Annotated in this window: 18 protein-coding genes and 1 tRNA gene; 6 read left to right on the forward strand and 13 right to left on the reverse strand. The window is 64.8% G+C overall.

Annotated features, from left to right (window positions below):
- Window positions 1-8: 8 nt before the first annotated feature.
- The 3 genes from QZV93_RS10485 to QZV93_RS10495 all read right to left on the reverse strand — a co-directional run bounded on the left by QZV93_RS10485 (window position 9) and on the right by QZV93_RS10495 (window position 1,973).
- Window positions 9-209: a hypothetical protein gene (locus tag QZV93_RS10485; protein ID WP_295558229.1), complete on the reverse strand. Its 201-nt coding sequence runs from the start codon at window positions 207-209 to the stop codon at window positions 9-11.
- A gap of 108 nt (window positions 210-317) precedes the next feature.
- Entirely contained in the window at window positions 318-1,109 is a 792-nt protein-coding gene (locus tag QZV93_RS10490; RefSeq protein WP_295558230.1) for a GGDEF domain-containing protein, read from the reverse strand.
- Window positions 1,110-1,259: 150 nt separating this feature from the next.
- Window positions 1,260-1,973 carry an SIMPL domain-containing protein gene (locus QZV93_RS10495; protein ID WP_295558232.1) on the reverse strand — a complete coding sequence of 238 codons (714 nt, stop codon included), beginning with the start codon at window positions 1,971-1,973 and terminating at the stop codon, window positions 1,260-1,262.
- A 198-nt stretch (window positions 1,974-2,171) separates the two neighbouring features.
- Here QZV93_RS10495 and QZV93_RS10500 point away from each other — a divergent pair.
- Window positions 2,172-2,247, forward strand: a tRNA-Ile gene (locus QZV93_RS10500).
- Window positions 2,248-2,341: 94 nt separating this feature from the next.
- The gene (locus QZV93_RS10505) at window positions 2,342-2,797 is read left to right on the forward strand and encodes a hypothetical protein (RefSeq protein ID WP_295558234.1); all 456 of its coding nucleotides are present in this window, start codon (window positions 2,342-2,344) and stop codon (window positions 2,795-2,797) included.
- 230 nt (window positions 2,798-3,027) lie between these two features.
- Here the strand turns inward: QZV93_RS10505 and QZV93_RS10510 are convergent, their stop codons facing one another.
- The 3 genes from QZV93_RS10510 to QZV93_RS10520 all read right to left on the reverse strand — a co-directional run bounded on the left by QZV93_RS10510 (window position 3,028) and on the right by QZV93_RS10520 (window position 5,079).
- A complete protein-coding gene (locus QZV93_RS10510) occupies window positions 3,028-4,410 on the reverse strand; it encodes an L-serine ammonia-lyase (protein WP_295558236.1) in 1,383 nt (460 codons plus the stop codon).
- A 101-nt stretch (window positions 4,411-4,511) separates the two neighbouring features.
- Entirely contained in the window at window positions 4,512-4,895 is a 384-nt protein-coding gene (locus tag QZV93_RS10515) for a hypothetical protein (RefSeq protein ID WP_295558238.1), read from the reverse strand.
- A 22-nt stretch (window positions 4,896-4,917) separates the two neighbouring features.
- Window positions 4,918-5,079 carry a hypothetical protein gene (locus QZV93_RS10520; RefSeq protein ID WP_295558240.1) on the reverse strand — a complete coding sequence of 54 codons (162 nt, stop codon included), beginning with the start codon at window positions 5,077-5,079 and terminating at the stop codon, window positions 4,918-4,920.
- 164 nt (window positions 5,080-5,243) lie between these two features.
- On the opposite strand from QZV93_RS10520, the gene QZV93_RS10525 reads away from it, so the two are divergent.
- The 3 genes from QZV93_RS10525 (at window position 5,244) to QZV93_RS10535 (ending at window position 7,109) form a co-directional block, all read left to right on the forward strand.
- Window positions 5,244-5,552 (forward strand): hypothetical protein, encoded by a 309-nt coding sequence (locus QZV93_RS10525; RefSeq protein WP_295558241.1) that lies wholly within the window; start codon window positions 5,244-5,246, stop codon window positions 5,550-5,552.
- 377 nt (window positions 5,553-5,929) lie between these two features.
- Entirely contained in the window at window positions 5,930-6,643 is a 714-nt protein-coding gene (locus QZV93_RS10530) for a hypothetical protein (RefSeq protein ID WP_295558242.1), read from the forward strand.
- A 178-nt stretch (window positions 6,644-6,821) separates the two neighbouring features.
- Window positions 6,822-7,109: a hypothetical protein gene (locus tag QZV93_RS10535; RefSeq protein ID WP_295558244.1), complete on the forward strand. Its 288-nt coding sequence runs from the start codon at window positions 6,822-6,824 to the stop codon at window positions 7,107-7,109.
- A 126-nt stretch (window positions 7,110-7,235) separates the two neighbouring features.
- Here the strand turns inward: QZV93_RS10535 and QZV93_RS10540 are convergent, their stop codons facing one another.
- From QZV93_RS10540 to QZV93_RS10555, 4 genes are all read right to left on the reverse strand, one after another.
- Window positions 7,236-7,715, reverse strand: coding sequence for a cyclophilin-like family protein (locus QZV93_RS10540; protein ID WP_295558246.1), 480 nt, complete (start codon window positions 7,713-7,715; stop codon window positions 7,236-7,238).
- Between the two features lie 83 nt (window positions 7,716-7,798).
- Window positions 7,799-8,248, reverse strand: a complete 450-nt coding sequence (locus QZV93_RS10545) for a cyclophilin-like family protein (RefSeq protein ID WP_295558247.1) — start codon at window positions 8,246-8,248, stop codon at window positions 7,799-7,801.
- 70 nt (window positions 8,249-8,318) lie between these two features.
- Entirely contained in the window at window positions 8,319-9,563 is a 1,245-nt protein-coding gene (locus QZV93_RS10550) for a beta-ketoacyl-[acyl-carrier-protein] synthase family protein (protein ID WP_295558248.1), read from the reverse strand.
- 156 nt (window positions 9,564-9,719) lie between these two features.
- On the reverse strand, window positions 9,720-9,986 hold the full coding sequence (locus tag QZV93_RS10555; protein WP_295558270.1) for a phosphopantetheine-binding protein: 267 nt from the start codon (window positions 9,984-9,986) through the stop codon (window positions 9,720-9,722).
- A 423-nt stretch (window positions 9,987-10,409) separates the two neighbouring features.
- Here QZV93_RS10555 and QZV93_RS10560 point away from each other — a divergent pair, with 423 nt between their 5' ends.
- Complete coding sequence (locus QZV93_RS10560; RefSeq protein ID WP_295558272.1) at window positions 10,410-12,131, forward strand: long-chain fatty acid--CoA ligase; 1,722 nt, start codon at window positions 10,410-10,412, stop codon at window positions 12,129-12,131.
- Between the two features lie 153 nt (window positions 12,132-12,284).
- On the opposite strand, the gene QZV93_RS10565 is transcribed toward QZV93_RS10560, so the two are convergent.
- The 3 genes from QZV93_RS10565 to QZV93_RS10575 form a co-directional block, all read right to left on the reverse strand.
- Window positions 12,285-13,163 (reverse strand): intradiol ring-cleavage dioxygenase, encoded by an 879-nt coding sequence (locus QZV93_RS10565; protein WP_295558273.1) that lies wholly within the window; start codon window positions 13,161-13,163, stop codon window positions 12,285-12,287.
- Window positions 13,164-13,296: 133 nt separating this feature from the next.
- Window positions 13,297-14,601, reverse strand: a complete 1,305-nt coding sequence (locus QZV93_RS10570) for an acetyl-CoA C-acetyltransferase (RefSeq protein WP_295558275.1) — start codon at window positions 14,599-14,601, stop codon at window positions 13,297-13,299.
- 47 nt (window positions 14,602-14,648) lie between these two features.
- Window positions 14,649-16,694, reverse strand: coding sequence for a 3-hydroxyacyl-CoA dehydrogenase NAD-binding domain-containing protein (locus QZV93_RS10575; RefSeq protein ID WP_295558276.1), 2,046 nt, complete (start codon window positions 16,692-16,694; stop codon window positions 14,649-14,651).
- Window positions 16,695-16,704: the final 10 nt, after the last annotated feature.

A 16,704-nucleotide genomic window follows, 5' to 3' on the forward strand; every position in this document is an offset into this window, starting at 1 on the left:
CTCGGACCTCACGGGCCCTGCTTGCGCTCGCGCAAGCGCTCCATCACCGCCTCCCAACAGGCCGCCAGGGCGACGAGGATGGCGATCAGGACCACGGCGACCACCATCTGGATGACGCTGAAGTTCGCCGCGTCCTCAGCAACGAACCACCCGGCGATGACGGCGGCCAGGATCAGGACGGGGCGTACGAGCCAGGACAGCACGGGCATGGGATCCACCGGGATTCGAGCATCGATGGATGGCAGCCTAACCGCTGTTTCTCAGCGTTGGCTTGATGCGCATCAACGGCCTGCCGCCACCGATGCCGCGCGGTAGGGTCAGGCCGCTTCGTAGAACTGCAGGTTCGAGCGCCGTGCCGCCTTGGCCTTGTACATGGCCAGATCGGCGTGATGCGTGATGTCCTCAGCCGTCGTGCCATGCTTCGGATAGAGCGCGACACCGACGGCAACGCCGACCGCATAGGACCGACCGCCGAACGTGACCTCGTCGCCGAGCGCGGACACGAACCGGTTGCCGATCTGATCCGCCGTGTCGTGGCCTTCGACATCGCGCGCGAGCACGGCGAACTCGTCGCCGCCGAGGCGCACCACGAGATCCTCCTTGCGGGCTGCGGCGCGAAACCGTTTGGCGACCGAACGCAGCAGCTCGTCGCCGGTCGCGTGGCCGTGCTCGTCGTTGACGCGCTTGAAGCCATTGAGATCGAGCAGATAGAAGGCGTGCATTCTCCCGGGCGCCGGCCGCTCGGCGACCGCCTTCTCGAGTGCCGCCTCGAGGGCGCGGCGGTTGGGCAGCTCGGTCAGCGGATCCATCATGGCGAGCGCGCGGGCTGCGTCGGCACGCACCTCGCGCTCGACATCGAGGCGGGCTTCCTTGAGACGCCGCGCCGTGAACACGATCAGGCCGATCGCTAAGAGCGTGGTGAGCATGAAGACTTCCTCGACGCGGATGCGCCGCTCACGATCGGTGAGCTGATCCCAGAACTCGACGAGGTCGTATTCGAGGGCGAGGAGCACGCTGCCGAGCATGACCAGCGTCAGGACGACAGCATCCTGCGTGCTGGACATCGGATGCCGTCTGACGGCCGAGGCCAGCCAAGCCAGCGAACTCATCACGCCCTCCACCAAACTCCAGCAGGGAGATGTAACGCAGAAAGAATAACATTGGCTTCACGGTCGGCGCGCTGCGGGTTTGCGTCGAAAAGCAACGGGGCGCCAAAGACTTGGCGCCCCGTCCTCGACTCCAGCTTGGTTAGGGAAGCGTTACTTCAGCTTCCAGGTGACGGTGACGCGGGCTTCGAGCGTCGCGGTGCCGGCCTCGATCGGCGCCGCATCCGACTTCGCAGCGCGCATCGCCATGGGGCGCGGACCGTCGAAGCTCGTCTCCTCGGCGATGGTGACCACCTCGCCGACGCCGGCGCCGGCTGCCGTCGCCAGAAGCTCGGCACGGCGGCGCGCGTTGGCGATCGCCTCTTTGCGCGCCTCGTCCTTGAGGGTCTCGGCCTTGCTCACCTCGAAGTCGAGGCCGTGCACCTGATTGGCGCCGAGCTTGACGAGCTTGTCGAGCAAGCCGCCCGTGGATTTGATGTCGCGCACGAGGATGGTGACCTGGTTCGACACCTGGTAGCCGTTGATCTCGGGCGGCGCCCCGTCGCGCGGATTGGTGTAGCGGGGCTGGACGGAGAAGTTGCTGGTCTGGATGTCCTTGGCGTCGATGCCGCTCTCCTTAAGCCCGTCCACAACCTTTTTCATGAGCTCGGTATTGGCCGCCAGCGCCGCTTCCGCCGTATCGGCCTCGGCGGTGACGCCGGTCGTGAGGCGGGCCTGATCGGGCTCGGCCGTGGCGTAACCCGTGGCTGAGACGGTGATCAGGCGGTCCATGGGCTTGTCCTCGGCGCGGAGCGGGGTGGCGAGGGTGAAAAAAATCGACGCGGCGGCGAGCAGCGCGACAGGCGTCGACTTGGTCGTCAGTGGCATTTGGTCCTCCAGTGTAGGTCCCCTGGATAGGGCAGCTTCGCGGATGAATGAAGGCTGAAAGCCGCCTGCCGGCTCTTTTCGCGCGGCTGGAACGGGGCGCGAACTCTGTTATAGAGGCGGCTCGCTCCCCTCCCCGCGCTCGCGTGGGCGGATGATCCGGGCGGTGATGCGGCCGCTCCGCGGCGATCATGGCTCAGGGGGCCCGTAGCTCAATGGTTAGAGCTGGCGGCTCATAACCGCCTGGTTCCAGGTTCGAGTCCTGGCGGGCCCACCAATTCCGTCTTTGCTTCTTGTTTGGCGTTCCTCATGCCCCGGGCGCTATCGTACTGTCGCTGGGATATGTATCCGCTAGGATCCTTGATGGGAGTATGGCAACCGTTATCGTCGGCGCCAGGGAGTTCGAGATGCGCTTCAGCCTGCTGTTCCTCGCACTGGGCTTTTGCAGCTCATTCACTTCTGCCGTCGCAGCGGACGCGCGCCCAAACGTCCGGCCTCCGGAAAGAACAGCCCCCGATCAGAGCCTCGACGGCACTCTGCTCCTCGCCGCGGACGTCGAGCAACTCCTCAAGGATAATACCTCCGAGGGGTTCATGCTGAGCGGCGGAAACTACCGGGAGTACTACGCGGCCGACGGCACCGTGGTCGGCAACACCTACAAGGGCTCGTGGTGGATGAAGGAGGATGCGATCTGCATGTCGTATCCCGGAATCAACACCTACTGCTACCGCGTGCGCAAGCTGCAGAGCGGGGCCATCGTTTGGGAGCTCGACGGCGAGCCGTCTGGGTACGCTCGGATCCTCAGCGGCAACCACTTCAAGTTCTGAGTTGCAGGCGGCGCCTGTGCCCGCCCCTTGCTACCCTCACCGTTACCCGGACCGTGAGCCCCTGAGACTTTTTTCACAAATCGCGTGGAACCAACGGCCGGCATCTGCGTTGTCGTCAGCAGAGCCTGGTGTCCCTCCCCAGGTTTGCCCGACCCAGCCCCCGGTCCCCCTAGCCGGGGGCTTACTTTTGGCCATGCTGCATTCGGAGCCGATCGAGCACGGCCAACGCCTCAACATTCAGGCAGGTTGACGGCGAGGCCGCCGAGGCTGGTCTCCTTGAGCTTTGTGCTCATGGCTTCGCCCGTCTCGCGCATGGCGGCGATACAGTTGTCGAGCGGCATGAAATGCGAGCCGTCGCCACGGAGTGCGATCGAAGCCGCCGTCACGGCCTTGATGGCGCCGAGACCATTGCGCTCGATGCAAGGCACCTGCACGAGGCCGGCGACGGGATCGCAGGTCATGCCGAGGTGATGCTCGAGCGCGATCTCGGCCGCGTTCTCCACCTGCTCCGGCGTGCCGCCCAGGACCTCGCACAGTCCAGCCGCCGCCATCGCAGCCGCGGACCCGACTTCCCCCTGGCATCCGGCCTCGGCGCCTGAGATCGATGCATTGTGCTTGATGAGCCCGCCGATGGCGGCGGCGGTGAGGAGGAAGTCCTCGATGCGCGCCGGATCGGCACCGACGCAATGATCGAGGTAGTACCGGATGACCGCTGGAACGACGCCCGCCGCGCCGTTGGTGGGCGCCGTGACGACGCGTCCGCCGGCGGCGTTCTCCTCGTTCACGGCCATGGCGTAGAGATAGAGCCAGTCGGTGGCCGCGTGCGGCTGTAGGCGATTGGAGCTTTTTTCTTCGCGCATCTGCTTGAACATGCGCGGGGCGCGGCGGCTGACGTTGAGCCCGCCAGGCAGCACGCCGTCCGTCGCCAGGCCACGCTCGATGCAGGCCGACATGGCCCGCCAGATGCGCGCCGTCCCAGCGCCGACCTCGGCGGGCGTTCGCGTCGCTTCCTCGTTGCTCCGTTTCATCTGACTGATCGAGAGCCCGCTCGCGTGTGCCATTTCCAGCATGGCGTTGGCGGAGGCGAAAGGAAACGGGCAGCCTCCGGCATCCTCGCTATCCGGCGGGGGCACGTGCTGCTCCTCGGCGCTGACAACGAACCCGCCACCGATCGAGTAGTAAGTTTCCGCGACCTGGAGCATGCCGCTGTCATCGAAGGCCAGAAACCGCATGCCGTTGGGGTGGCCTGGAAGCGGCGGCCCGTATTCGAACACGAGATCCGCCTGCGGGTCGAACGCAATGGGCGGCAGTCCGGCGAGGTGCAGCGACTTCGTTTTGGCGAGTTGCTGCATGGCCGCCTCCGCGTCAGCTACGTCGAGCGTCGCCGGTTCGTAACCGAGGAGGCCCAACAGAACAGCGCGATCGCTGCCATGGCCTTTGCCGGTAAAGGCCAGCGATCCATAAAGCTCGGAGCGGATACGCCGAATGTTCTCGCGCGACGGGACGTTGCGCAGCTTGTCCACGAATCGGCGCGCAGCCGTCATCGGCCCCATGGTGTGCGAGGACGAGGGGCCGATGCCGATTTTGAAGATGTCGAAGACGCTGAGAAACATATGGCTGAAGATTAGCCAATCCCCGGCCGGAATCCAGATCGCGATCCGAGCCTTGCCGCGACCGAATGGCCGCACGCACAAGCAAAGACGGGAAGGCACCGCTAGAAAATCTTCTGCTTCTTGTGCCTGGCGGGCGCTGACTTGGGAAGGAGCGCCTGATTGGTCGGCTGCTTGAGCTCGCGATCGATGTCGAGCGGCGCGCACCCCATGCCGGGCAGCATGCGGTTCAGCACATCGGCTTCCTCGCGGTCGCGGGTGGCGATCTGCTGCGGCGTCTCCTGGGGGTGCTTGGACGGCGCAGCCAGACTGTTCGCGGGCTGGGCTTTGAGCTGCTTGATGACCTCGATCTGGCTGCGGAGGTCTCGCGTGACGGCGGTGCAAGTGTCGGTTTCGGCGGCTTCGACGGCCGTGGAGAGGCTGGAGGAGGAGATTCCGATGGCGATCCCGACGTGCGCGGTTGCCCGCATCCACGTTCGGCTGCGCATCTGCTCTCCTCCTCCCACTCGACTACTTCTTCACGCACGTCTTGGTGGTGGCGTCCCACTTCATGTCGGCGGCCTTCTTGCAATCCGCCTTGGTCGTCGGAGCGGCGGCATCGGCTGCGAAAGCCGGGGCGACGCCGACGAACAGGATGCCGGCAACAAGAGCGGTGCTGAGTGCTTTGATCATGGCATTTCCTCCGTGTTTGAAGTGACGCGACGCTACGCCCCTCCGCTTACGGCCTCCTGTGCTGCGGCATACGGTTTCGTAAGTCTGTGGACGGCGTGTGCAAAGACGCCGCCAACGCCTGCGAATTCGCCTACCCTCCAAATCTCAGCGGTGGAGGGAGCCCCATGCTCGACACGCGCCTTTCCGACGATATTGTGCTCAGATGCGACGCCGTGCTCAGGTGCGATGCGTTGATCGATCGTGTCGCGGCGACGCCCGTTGGCGCAAATGCGCATAGCCTCAAGGTGATGCTGGCCGAATGCGATGCGATCGAGCGGGCCATTGCGGATCCGGTCGCCATTTGCAGATTGCGCGACGTGCGTCACTGGCTGCGACTGGCCTACGGGCACACGCTGCATGGCTATCCGCCGCCGCATCTGCGCGTGAACCTGCTTCGTGCGCTGGAGGCTTTCAGGGCCGCTTCGCGGATCTGAGCGGCATCCTGAAGGATGCGCCTTCTCGCGATTTCTCGCGACTGCGGAGGGCTGAGATAACGTGCGCATTGCACGGTTATTCCGCGGGCAGAACTATATTTTTTTGTTTAGGGCTCGTTTACTATACTTCGTTCACGCTCCTCGTTGCCGGGACATCTGCCCTCAACCCTTGTCTCGGTCATCGAGGAGGAGGTCTCGTTCCGTCCCCGCGTACGGGGCCTCCTCTGGCGACCCTCCATCCTCCCTTGACGGCTCCGTGACATTCGGTCTCAATCGCGGGGCGTTGTCGGTTGCGCGAACTCATATATTTAGCAACGCATACCTTCGACCCACTCCGCCGGGGGGGCTTCGCTCCATCCAAACGTCGGGACATCCAATTGACAGCTCAAGCGAAAATCGACACCGCGCCAAGCGTTGCGGATGAGGCTGATGCGGTCGTTCGCACGGTCTGGTATGCGGCTGACGACAACCGGCGCGAGGCCTTCGCGCTGCGCTACCGCGGCTATGTGAACGCCGGGCTGATCGAGGCGTCTCCGTTTGGCATTTACACGGATGCCTACGACGATCTGCCGACGACCGTCATCGCCGGGCTTTTCCGCCGCGGCGCCTGCATCGCCACTCTGCGCCTGAGCTTCTACAAACCCGGTGCGGCCGAGCCCGTGCTGCCGTGCGAGAAAGTCTATCCCGAGGTGGGGGCGATCAAGAGCGACGCCCAAGGGCTCGTGGTCGAGCTTTCGCGCCTTGCCATCGATCCCGACATCACGAACACACGCTATCGGGCGCGTCTCTACGCAGCCGCGATCCGCGCGGGCGTCTCGGCCTGCCTCGCCATGGATGCCAAGCACCTGCTGGTTGCCACGCAGACCAAGTGGCGGACGTTCTACGAACACGTGCTGGACTTCAAAGTAGCCGGACCGGCCCAGTTCTACCCGCCCGGCGACGTGCCGGTGGTGCTGCTCGCACGCGAACTCGACGACGCCCTCAAGCGGCGAATCGCAAAGAACATGTTCTTCAAGCTCGATCCGGCGGAGCTCGAGGACCTGCGGGTGCGCCTTCCGGGGCTGGTGCGTCTCGGCGAGACGCAGGCCTAGGGCGGCTCCGCCGGGGCCTTTTCGGCCCGTTTATGGTTGCATCATCACCCTGCGCCAGCCCCTGCCGCCAGAAATTTGAAAATTTCCGGCTTTTTGCGTGACCGGTTCCTCCCGGAACAGCGGGATGGCGCGGTCCGGGGCAAAGTCTCCTCATCAACCCCGGTGATGGAGAGCACCAATGACCCCGATCAGCACCCTTCTCGCAGCCCGCGCCGCACTCGCCGCCGCTGTCGCCATCGGCACCCTCGCCGCCTCGACCCAGGCCGGCGCCACCAGCCTCGCCGTCAAGATGGCCTGCGCCTCCGACTACTACGCCCACTGCAGCCAGCACGATCCCGACAGCGCCGGCGTCCGCAAGTGCATGCGCGCCGTCGGCCGCAACCTCTCCTCGCGCTGCATCAACGCTCTCGTCGCCGCCGGCGAAGTGCCGAAGTCCAAGGCACGCCCCCAGGTCGCTGCGAAGTAAGATCCGGCTTCGGCAGGGTTTTCAAGGAATTAGGTTCTATCGCCCGAGCTCTCTCGGGCCACCAAGCCGGGGCGGCTCTCCACGCCCCGGTTTTCTTTTTGCGGGAAGGGCCGGGGGGCCTAGGCGCTAAGCCGGGCCGCCTTCTTCGCCTGACGGGCACATGGCCGCCTGCATGGCGTGTTGCGCCCGGCGGGCGTCCCGCACCTGCGGACCCGTCATCCAGTCCTCGTCGTCGTCGGCCTCGACCACCGTGATGTCCTCACCGGGATAGACGCCCTTCAACTGGTCGACGTCGTCGATGGCGACGGCCCAGACGTTGCACTTGCTGGTAAACCGGATCTCGCCGCGCTTCGCGATCGGGGTGGCACCGAAGCCGATGGCGATGGCATCCCCATCAGGCCAGAAGGCGATCTCGCCCTTGCTGACGACGACGCGGGCGTCGGGCTCCAGATCCTGCGAAACGGGGGTGCGGAAATAAACTTCCTTGCCCCAGGTCTGAACCGAGCCGCAAATCGGCAATGCCTGCCAGATGCGATCCGCCGTCGGCGTCGCCAAAAGGCGCGCGCGAATGGCAACGCTGCCTGCTCTGATGAGTATGTGCCGCACCACAGCCTCCCGAGACGTTTTTGGACGGCACGACTTCCTTGCCACTCGTCCTTTGCCCCCCTCGAGGCTCGGACCGCGGCGGGTCATATGCTTATAGCCGTCACCGACACCTTCTCACCTGGAGCGACGTCCTTCAAGAGGGTTACGTCATCGAGAGCTTTTGCCCAAACGTTGCAAGGTCTTGGAAGGCGGATTTCGCCGGGACGGGAGATCGGTGTGGGGCCGAATGCGATCAGCACGCGGTCGTCTTCCGTCCAGAAACAGATGTCGCCGAGGGTCCCCAGTAGCCGCGCGGAGCGGTCTCGCCCGGTCTCGATGGGCGTTTCGAAGTGGATGGCCTGGCCCCAGGTCTCGGCTGTCGAGTGGAGCGGAAGGGCGGCCCAGATGCGGTCCGCCGTCGGGGTTGCATAGAGTTCGGCGCGCACAGAGACGCGGCCGGCCCTGATCAAGACGTGGCGTGGCGGCGCCGTCTCCGGGCGCCCGTTCGGCGCACGCTCGGGCTTGGGCCGCTTGCGGAGGATGTTGGTCGGCATCGGAGCAATTGAAACAGAACCGGGGCCTCGATCAAGGCCCCGTCTGCATGCGAGTTTTGTGCGTGCTCGATCAGGCCGGCGGCGGGCCGAAGACGACCACCGCGTTCAAGCCGCCGAAGGCGAACGAGTTCGACATGGCGTACTCGACCTTCTTGTTGCGACCGACGTTGGGCACGTAGTCGAGGTCGCACTCGGGATCGACCTCGTCGAGGCCGATGGTCGGAGGGACCCAGCTTTCCTGCATCGCCCTGATGGTGGCCACGGCCTCGATGCCGCCGCCCGCGCCCAGCGGATGGCCGGTCATGGATTTGGTGGACGAGATGGCGAGCTTCGAGGCGGCGTTCTTGAACACCTCCTTGATGGCCTTGGTCTCGTTGATGTCGTTGTCCTTGGTCGCCGTGCCGTGGGCGTTGACGTAGTCGATGGCCGAGGGGTCGATCTTGGCGTCGTCGATCGCCATGCGCATGGCGTAGGACGGGCCTTCCACGGTGGGCTTCACCATGTCCTGGCTGTCGGAGGCCATGCCGTAGCCGGCGAGCTCGGCCAGAATCGTGGCGCCGCGGCGCTTGGCGTGCTCGTATTCTTCGAGCACGAGAATGCCGGCACCTTCGCTGAGCACCGTGCCGTTACGCTTCTTGGCGAACGGGAAGCAACCCTGCGGCGACAGAACGTGAAGGGCCTGCCAGGCTTTCATCGTGCCGTAGTTGATGACTGCCTCCGACGCGCCGGCGATGGCGACATCGACCAGACCGTTCTTGATGTAATCGCGGGCGATGCCGAATGCGTGCGTGGCCGTCGAGCAGGCCGAGCAGGTGGCAAACGTCGGGCCTTTGATTCCGTACTCGATGCCGACATGCGCGGATGCGGACGAGCCGATGATGCGGAGCAGTGTCAGCGGATTGGTGGCGCGCTTGTTGTGAATGAAGAGGTCGCGATAGGCGGTCTCGAAGGTGGTGAGGCCGCCGGCGCCCGAGCCGATGATGCACGCCGAGCGATACGGGTTCTCGAGAGGAAACTGCAGTCCCGATTGCTGGACCGCCTGCTCGGCAGCGGCTGCCGCGAACCAGGAGTAGCGGTCCGCATGCATGATGATCTTGTCGCGCTTGTAGTTCTTGAGCTGGACCTTGGGATCGAAGTCCTTGATCTGCGCAGCAATGAGAATTTTGAGATCCTCGAGCGGGAAGCCACCGAGATCAGAGACGCCCGATTTGCCTGCTTGCAGTCCCGCCCAGAAGTCGGCCACGTTGAGTCCGATCGGCGTCACCACGCCAAGACCCGTGACGACCACACGACGTGTGCCGTTGCCGTTTGTCATTTGTTTCAATCAATCCCAACTGCCGGGGCAAGCATCGGAGATGTCGCCCAGCGATAATGAACCGCGCAGCCATCCGAGTCGACATGGGTGCCATGACGACAACGGACAGTCAGCTTACGGGTCTCGAAGGCCCGCAGATCACGGGCCCTTTGTGGGTTACGCCTTGGCGGCGGCAGGCCCAGCGGCCATCAAACCCTTAACCTTGTCGACGACGGAGCCAACAGTCTTAAAGTCGCCCACGTCCTCGTTGGCGTTGTACGGAATCTCGATACCGAAGGTATCCTCGATGTCGAACACAATCATCGCAAGGTCTAGCGACTCGATCTTGAGATCCGTCAAAGCGGTCGAGAGAGAGATGTCATCTCTCGGCTCTTTCATATGCTTCTTGAGGATGTCGATGATTTTGGTTGCGACTTCGTCCATCTCGCTCTCCAAACCCTGCCCACGCGACTTGCAGGGACCCCGCTTCTGTCAACTTAAGTAATCAGTCACTTAAGTAGTGCAGGGCCGCAATTATCACAAGCTTGGGCGTCACATATCCTTAAACCAGCCTGAAGTCCAGCCGACGGGGGTCTAGGCCCCTGCGGCTCTCCAGCACAAGCCATGCATGACAGATCCCGAGGCGCCTGGAAGTTCCGCGTGACACAGGCTTTTACCGTGCCGTTTCCAGGGCACAGACTAGGCGAGGCGCGCAAAAAAGTGTTGAATGAGCCGAGCGATGTGCAGCGTCTCGCCGAAACCAGATAATGCTTGCCCGGAGAATTAACAAAGCCACGACAGCCTGCGCGGCACTCAGACGCGGGTTTCGGGCTAACCTCCTAAAAGGGCGGCGCGGGAGGTCCATTGATGGCAAATACCGGGGTGGCTGAGGGCGTCGACCGTGCAGCCCATGCCTGGATCAAGAGCTATCCCGAGGGCGTCGACTGGAACATGGCGCTCGAGCCAGCGCCGCTGTTCCACCTCATGGACGCGGCCGTGGCCCGCAGCGCGACGCTTCCCTGCACGACCTTTCTCGGCCGTACATTGAGCTATGGCGAGATCGGCGCACTGGTCGACCGCGCAGCGACAGGTCTGCAGCAACTCGGTGTCGTCAAAGGCACGAAGGTCGGCCTTCTTCTTCCCAACACCCCAACATACGTGGTCTATTACTTCGCGATCCTCAAAGCAGGCGGCGTCGTCGTTAATTTCAACCCGCTTTATTCTCTGGAGGAGCTCGCCTTCCAGGTGAAGGACAGCGAGACCGAGCTCATGATCACGCTCGATCTCAAGCTGCTGTTCGACAAGGTCGAGACGCTCATTGCCGACAAGGCGCTCAAGGGTGCGGTGGTCGCTTCCTTCGCCGATCTCCTGCCGGCGGCCAAGGCGGTGCTGTTCAAGCTCTTCAAGTCGAAGGAGCTTGCGAGGCCGCGCTCTTCACCCGTGCGGGAGAAGCTGCGGCTCGAAAGTGAAGTGCTCGCCGACCCTGCCCTGTTCGAGCCCGTGGCCATCGATCCCGTGTCCGACATCGCCGTGCTGCAATACACGGGCGGAACGACCGGGACGCCCAAGGGCGCGATGCTCACGCACGCCAACATCTTCTGCAACGTCGAGCAGATCGGCGCGTGGGCCCCCGAGCTCGTCTACGGCGAAGAGAAATCGCTCGCCGCGCTTCCGTTCTTTCATGTGTTCGCGATGACGGTGATCCTGAACCTCGGCGTGAAGTTCGCCGCCGAGATGTTTCTGATGCCGCGTTTCGTTCTCAACGATGCGCTCGACCTCCTCCACAAGCACCGCTTAACCGTGCTTGCCGGCGTGCCGACGCTGTTCAATGCCATCCTCAATCATCCGCAAGTTAAATCCTTCGATCTCTCGTGCCTGAAGTTCTGCCTGTCCGGCGGTGCGGCCCTTCCGGCCGAGGTCAAGGAGCGCTTCGACACCGTGACCGGCTGCTCGCTGGTCGAGGGTTACGGGCTCTCGGAAGCCTCTCCCGTCGTCACCTGCAATCCGCTCGACACGCCGGCGCGGCGAGGCTCGATCGGGTTGCCCATTCCCGGCACCATAGTGTCGCTTCGCGACCTCACCGACCCGACGCGAGAGGTGCCGAAAGGCGAGCGTGGCGAGATCTGCATCGCCGGCCCGCAGGTCATGAAGGGCTACTGGAACAAACCGGCCGAGACGGCGGCGCAGTTCGCGGGCGCCTATCTGCGCACCGGCGACGTCGGTGTGATGGACGACGACGGCTATTTCTTCATCGTCGACCGCATCAAGGACCTCATCATCTGCTCGGGCTACAACGTCTACCCGCGGCGCATCGAGGAGGCGCTTTACGAGCACCCGGCGGTGGAAGAGGCCATCGTCATCGGCGTTGCGGACAAGTACCGGGGCGAGGCGCCGAAGGCGTTCGTCAAGCTCAAGGCCGGCGCGACCGTGACACGCGGCGACCTCATGAAGCATCTCGAGGTGAAGATCTCCAAGCTCGAGCTGCCGTCCGAGATCGAGTTTCGCGACAGCCTGCCCAAGACCATGATCGGCAAGCTCTCGAAGAAGGAGCTCAAGGCCGAGGAGTCGCAAAAGACGCGCGGCAGTTGACGGCCGCGGACGGCGCGCGTGGGAGTTGGAGCTCCTGTCGCGTTGATTTCACACACTGTCATGCTCGGCTTTATGCCGAGGATCCAACTCTCCAACGCACCCGACATGTGAGCGTGCGCGAGATGACGGGGGGTGGTGCGGCTTTCCTCGCGCTCAGATCTTGGCGCCGGGGACCATAGAGCCCGTGCCGCGCGGCTGAGCCGGGCCGCCTTCCATGCCCGGTGGTGGACCGCCGGGCGGCGGACCCGGAGGACCACCTGCGCCCGGGCCACCCGGAGGCGGGCCCGGCGGGCGGCCTGAGCCCGCGGGCTCGGGGGCAGCCGCGCGATCGACACCGATGACCAGCGTCGCCACGTAGGCATCGGCCTCCTCTCGGACGCTCACGAACGAAATGTGGTCGCCATCGGCGCCGGCAATCCAGTCGGTGCTGTTCAGCGTGTCGCGCTTGGCGTTGCGGGTGTTGTAAGGGGCGATATTGGTGAAGATGTACTCGGAGAGCGCATCGGGGAAGTACATCTGCCCCGTGAGCATCGTCTTCTCGTCGAGCAGCACCTTGAAGTGGATGTGCGTGGTGCGGCCACGATACCAGCCGGGATAGATGGTCTTGAAGACAACCTCGCCGGCGCTGTTGGTCGATTGCGTGCCGCGCAGGAATTTTTCGCCCTTGGTCGAGACGCTCCGGTCGTCGCTTTGCCCGTCATAGCCCGAGTACTGACCGGTGGCATCGCAGTGCCAGACATCGACACGCGCGCCGGAGATCGGCTGGCAGGTTGCGCCCTCGATGACCTGGAGCGCGAGCTTGAGCGGCACGCCGGGGCGGCTCTCGGCGATATCCTCGCGCACCAGCGTGGGGTCGAAATAAAACGGTCCCTCGACCATGCGCGGCGTGATGCGGCAGACGTTGGCGGCAGCGGAGACGACGGGAGATGCGGGGCTTGCAGCGGTTGCGGCCTTGTCACCGGCCAGCAAGGCTGCCGATCCCGCGAGCCCGGCCAAAGCGCCTCTGCGTGATATTCCCGTGTCGTTCGTCATTCCGGCGCCCCTTCGCTGCAACCCTGATCCACGTCAGACGCACGTCCGGCGGGATGAGCGCTATGAACGAAGCATCGACCGGCAATCCGGCGCGGGAAAGGCGCGCCTGGGTGACGCACCCTCGCCCGAGGGACTATGCGGCGGCGCGGGCCTCCGCGCGGGTGGCGCTTTCGAGAATGGCAGCGACGCCCATGCCGCCCGCGGTGCAGATCGAGATCAGGCCGCGCCCACCGTTCTCGGCGAGCAACTTCGAGAGGTTGGCCAACACGCGCGCGCCGGTGGCGGCGAAGGGATGGCCGAAGGCGAGGGACGAGCCTCTGACGTTGAGCTTGGCGCGGTCGATCGAGCCCAGCGGATGACCCTTGCCGAGATGATCCCGGCAGTACTCGGGATCCTCCCACGCCTTGAGGGTCGCAAGCACCTGAGCGGCGAAGGCCTCGTGGATCTCGTAGAAGTCGAAGTCCTGCAGATGGAGATGCGCGCGGTCGAGGATCTTCGACACGGCGATGGTCGGCGCCATCAAGAGCCCCTCGCCGTCGACGAAGTTGTTGGCGGAGGTTTGCGTGTAGGAGAGAAACGACTGGAGGGCGAGGCCGCGCTTCGCAGCCCACTCCTCGCTCGCGAGCAGCACGCAGGCGGCGCCGTCAGTCATGGGCGTCGAGTTGGCGGCGGTCAGCGTTCCCTTGTCGGACTTGTCGAAGGCCGTCTTCAGGGTCGCGAGCTTGTCGAGGCTGATGTCCTCGCGCAGGTTATTGTCGCGAAACACGCCAGCCGTCGGCACGATGAGGTCATCCATGTAGCCGGAGCGGTAGGCCTCGGCGCCCTTGCGGTGGCTCTCGAAGGCAAAGCGGTCCTGCGCCTCGCGCGTGATCTTCCATTCGCGCGCCATCAGCTCGCAGTGCTGACCCATGGTGAGGCCGGTGCGGGGCTCGGCGACGTTGGGCGGCTGCGGCACCAGCTCGCCGGGGCTGAAGCCCTGGAAGACGCGCAGCTTGTCCATCGCTGTCTTCTGCTGCTGGAGCTGGATCAGGCGGGAGGCGAATTTCTTCGTGAAGACGATCGGAGCGTCGGAGGTGGTGTCGGAGCCGGCGGCGATGCCGCACTCGATTTCACCCGTCGCGATCTTGGCGCCGATGCTGGCGGCCGCTTGCAGGCTGGTGCCGCAGGCCTGCTGCAGCGTGATACCCGGCGTCGAAGGCGCGAGCCTGGTTCCGAGCACCGCTTCGCGCGCCAGATTGAAATCCTTGGAGTGCGTGACCACCGCACCCCCGACCACCTCGTCGATGTGTGCGCCCTTGAGGCGGTACTTGTCGACGAGGCCGTTCAGCGCCGCGGTCATCAAGTCGAGGTTGGAGAGGTCCGCGTAGAACGTATTCGAGCGGCAGAAGGGCGTGCGGACGCCGCCCACGATGCCGACCCGGCGCAATGTCTCTGCCATCCGTCATCTCCCTCTGCTCCCACGCACGGCGGAGAGCGCGATTCCAACTACTCTGCGGCAGCGAGCGCGGCATTCTGCTTCTGCTCGCTCGCCTTGAAGTGCAACGGTCCGCCGCGGAACGGCGCGAAGCCGGTGCCGAAGATGACGCCAGCATCGACCAGGTCGGCGCTCTCGACGATGTGCTCGTCGCGGACGCGCTCGGATTCCTGGATCAGCGGCTCGACCAGCTCGCGCCCCAGGCGCTCCAGCTCGGTCGCCGGGTAGGCCTTGTCGCCCTTGTCGGGCTTGCCGTCCTTCCAGACGTAGAAGCCCTCGCCCGTCTTCTTGCCGAGCTTCTTCGACTCGACGAGGCGCTGCAGCAGCGAGCCATCCGGCGTGAGGCCGAACGTGCGGCCGACGTGCGCGCAGACGTCGAGGCCAACGGTGTCGGCCAGCTCGATGGGTCCCATCGGCATGCCGAACGTGCGTGCCGCCTCGTCGATCTTCTCCTTCTCCTCACCCTTCTCGAGGCGTGCCATGGCGCTCATCATGTAGGGAACGAGGATGCGGTTGACGAGGAAGCCGGGCACGCTCTTGGTGATGATCGGGAATTTGCCGATGGCGGTGACGAAGGTCGCGCCTTTCTTCACATCCTCCTCGCGGCTGCCGGCGCCGCGGACAACCTCGACCAGCGGCATCAGCGCCACCGGATTGAAGAAGTGCAGTCCGATCAGGCGGCCGGGATCCTTGAGCGGCGCGGCGATGGCCTCGATCTCGAGCGACGACGTGTTGGTCGCCAGGATGGCACCGGGCTTGATCTTGCCTTCGAGGTCGGCGAACAGCTTCTGCTTGATATCGAGGCGCTCGACGATGGCCTCGATGATGACGTCGGCATGGCCTGCGCCGACGCCCTGAGGATCGGCGATGAGGCGCGCTCTGGCTGCCGCCTTCTGGGCCTTGGTCTTGAACTTGCGCGAGAAGAGCTTCGACTGGGCCTTGATGCCTTTGTCGATCACCTCAGGCGAGAGATCCTGCAGCGTCACCTCCATGCCGGACGCGACACACCAGCCGGCGATGTCGGCGCCCATCGTTCCGGCGCCGATGACATGGACACGCACCGGCTTCCAGCCCGTATCCTTCGGTGCCTGGCTCTTCAGAAGCTCGGAGAGCTTGAAGACGCGGCGCAGATTGCGCGATTGCTCGGAGATCAGGAGCGGCGCGAAATAGCGCGTCTCGGCGGCCTTCAACGCTTCCAGATCACCGCCGTGCAGCTCGAAGAGATCGATCAGGCGGAACGGTGCGGGATAGTGCGCCTCGCGCGCCTTTTTCTTCGTCTCGTCGCGCATCTTCTTGGCGAGCAGAGCACGCGCCGGCCAGCGCGTCAGAAGGGATTTGGTCAGCCCGGCGGGCTTCGCCTTGCGTTTTCTCAGCACGGCCTTGCGGGCCGCCCAGCGGAGCGCGCTGCGGCTCGCGACCAATTCATCGATGAGGCCCATGGCGCGGGCGCGCGAGGCGGAAATCATGCTTCCGGTCAGCATCGCCTGCATGGCGGCGATGGGGCCCGCCTGGCGAATGGAGCGCGCGGTGCCGTGCCAGCCGGGGAAGATGCCGAGCTTCACCTCAGGGAAGCCGACGCGTGTGCCCTCGTCGCGGGTCGCGATGCGGTAATGGCAAGCGAGCACCAGCTCGAGGCCGCCGCCGACGCACACGCCGTGGATGCCGGCAACGACGGGAATGGCGAGGCGCTCGATGCGGTCGAACAGCGCCAGCACGTGGCGCAGGCGATCGATCACCTGGGCTTCGGTCTCGAAGCCGTCGAACTCGTTGATGTCGGCGCCGACGATGAAGCCCTTGTCCTTGCCCGACAGGATTACGAGGCCCGACATGGTGCGGCGGCGTGCGCCCTCCTCGGCCCAATCGACGATCTTGCCCAGCTCCTCGAGGGGACGTGTGCCGAGGGCGTTGGCGCTTTGGCCTTCACGATCGAAGATCGCCCAGCCGATGCCTTCCTGATCGACGGAGAAATGCCAGTCGCGGAATGCCAGCGCGCTCGGCTGCGGCGCCAAGGGCTCGGCGCTTGCCGGGGTGTCGCCGGACTCGGTGCTATCGGACATGGGGCGTCGC

Source organism: uncultured Hyphomicrobium sp., from assembly GCF_902826555.1.
Taxonomy (GTDB): Bacteria; Pseudomonadota; Alphaproteobacteria; order Rhizobiales; family Hyphomicrobiaceae; genus Hyphomicrobium_C.

Excerpts from the sequence above, each read along its gene's own strand:
- QZV93_RS10485 (WP_295558229.1), bottom strand. The coding sequence starts at position 209 with ATGCCCGTGCTGTCCTGGCTCGTACGCCCCGTCCTGATCCTGGCCGCC.
- QZV93_RS10490 (WP_295558230.1), bottom strand. The coding sequence starts at position 1,109 with ATGAGTTCGCTGGCTTGGCTGGCCTCGGCCGTCAGACGGCATCCGATG.
- QZV93_RS10495 (WP_295558232.1), bottom strand. The coding sequence starts at position 1,973 with ATGCCACTGACGACCAAGTCGACGCCTGTCGCGCTGCTCGCCGCCGCG.
- QZV93_RS10505 (WP_295558234.1), top strand. The coding sequence starts at position 2,342 with ATGGCAACCGTTATCGTCGGCGCCAGGGAGTTCGAGATGCGCTTCAGC.
- QZV93_RS10510 (WP_295558236.1), bottom strand. The coding sequence starts at position 4,410 with ATGTTTCTCAGCGTCTTCGACATCTTCAAAATCGGCATCGGCCCCTCG.
- QZV93_RS10515 (WP_295558238.1), bottom strand. The coding sequence starts at position 4,895 with ATGCGCAGCCGAACGTGGATGCGGGCAACCGCGCACGTCGGGATCGCC.
- QZV93_RS10520 (WP_295558240.1), bottom strand. The coding sequence starts at position 5,079 with ATGATCAAAGCACTCAGCACCGCTCTTGTTGCCGGCATCCTGTTCGTC.
- QZV93_RS10525 (WP_295558241.1), top strand. The coding sequence starts at position 5,244 with ATGCTCGACACGCGCCTTTCCGACGATATTGTGCTCAGATGCGACGCC.
- QZV93_RS10535 (WP_295558244.1), top strand. The coding sequence starts at position 6,822 with ATGACCCCGATCAGCACCCTTCTCGCAGCCCGCGCCGCACTCGCCGCC.
- QZV93_RS10545 (WP_295558247.1), bottom strand. The coding sequence starts at position 8,248 with ATGCCGACCAACATCCTCCGCAAGCGGCCCAAGCCCGAGCGTGCGCCG.
- QZV93_RS10550 (WP_295558248.1), bottom strand. The coding sequence starts at position 9,563 with ATGACAAACGGCAACGGCACACGTCGTGTGGTCGTCACGGGTCTTGGC.
- QZV93_RS10555 (WP_295558270.1), bottom strand. The coding sequence starts at position 9,986 with ATGGACGAAGTCGCAACCAAAATCATCGACATCCTCAAGAAGCATATG.
- QZV93_RS10560 (WP_295558272.1), top strand. The coding sequence starts at position 10,410 with ATGGCAAATACCGGGGTGGCTGAGGGCGTCGACCGTGCAGCCCATGCC.
- QZV93_RS10565 (WP_295558273.1), bottom strand. The coding sequence starts at position 13,163 with ATGACGAACGACACGGGAATATCACGCAGAGGCGCTTTGGCCGGGCTC.
- QZV93_RS10570 (WP_295558275.1), bottom strand. The coding sequence starts at position 14,601 with ATGGCAGAGACATTGCGCCGGGTCGGCATCGTGGGCGGCGTCCGCACG.
- QZV93_RS10575 (WP_295558276.1), bottom strand. The coding sequence starts at position 16,694 with ATGTCCGATAGCACCGAGTCCGGCGACACCCCGGCAAGCGCCGAGCCC.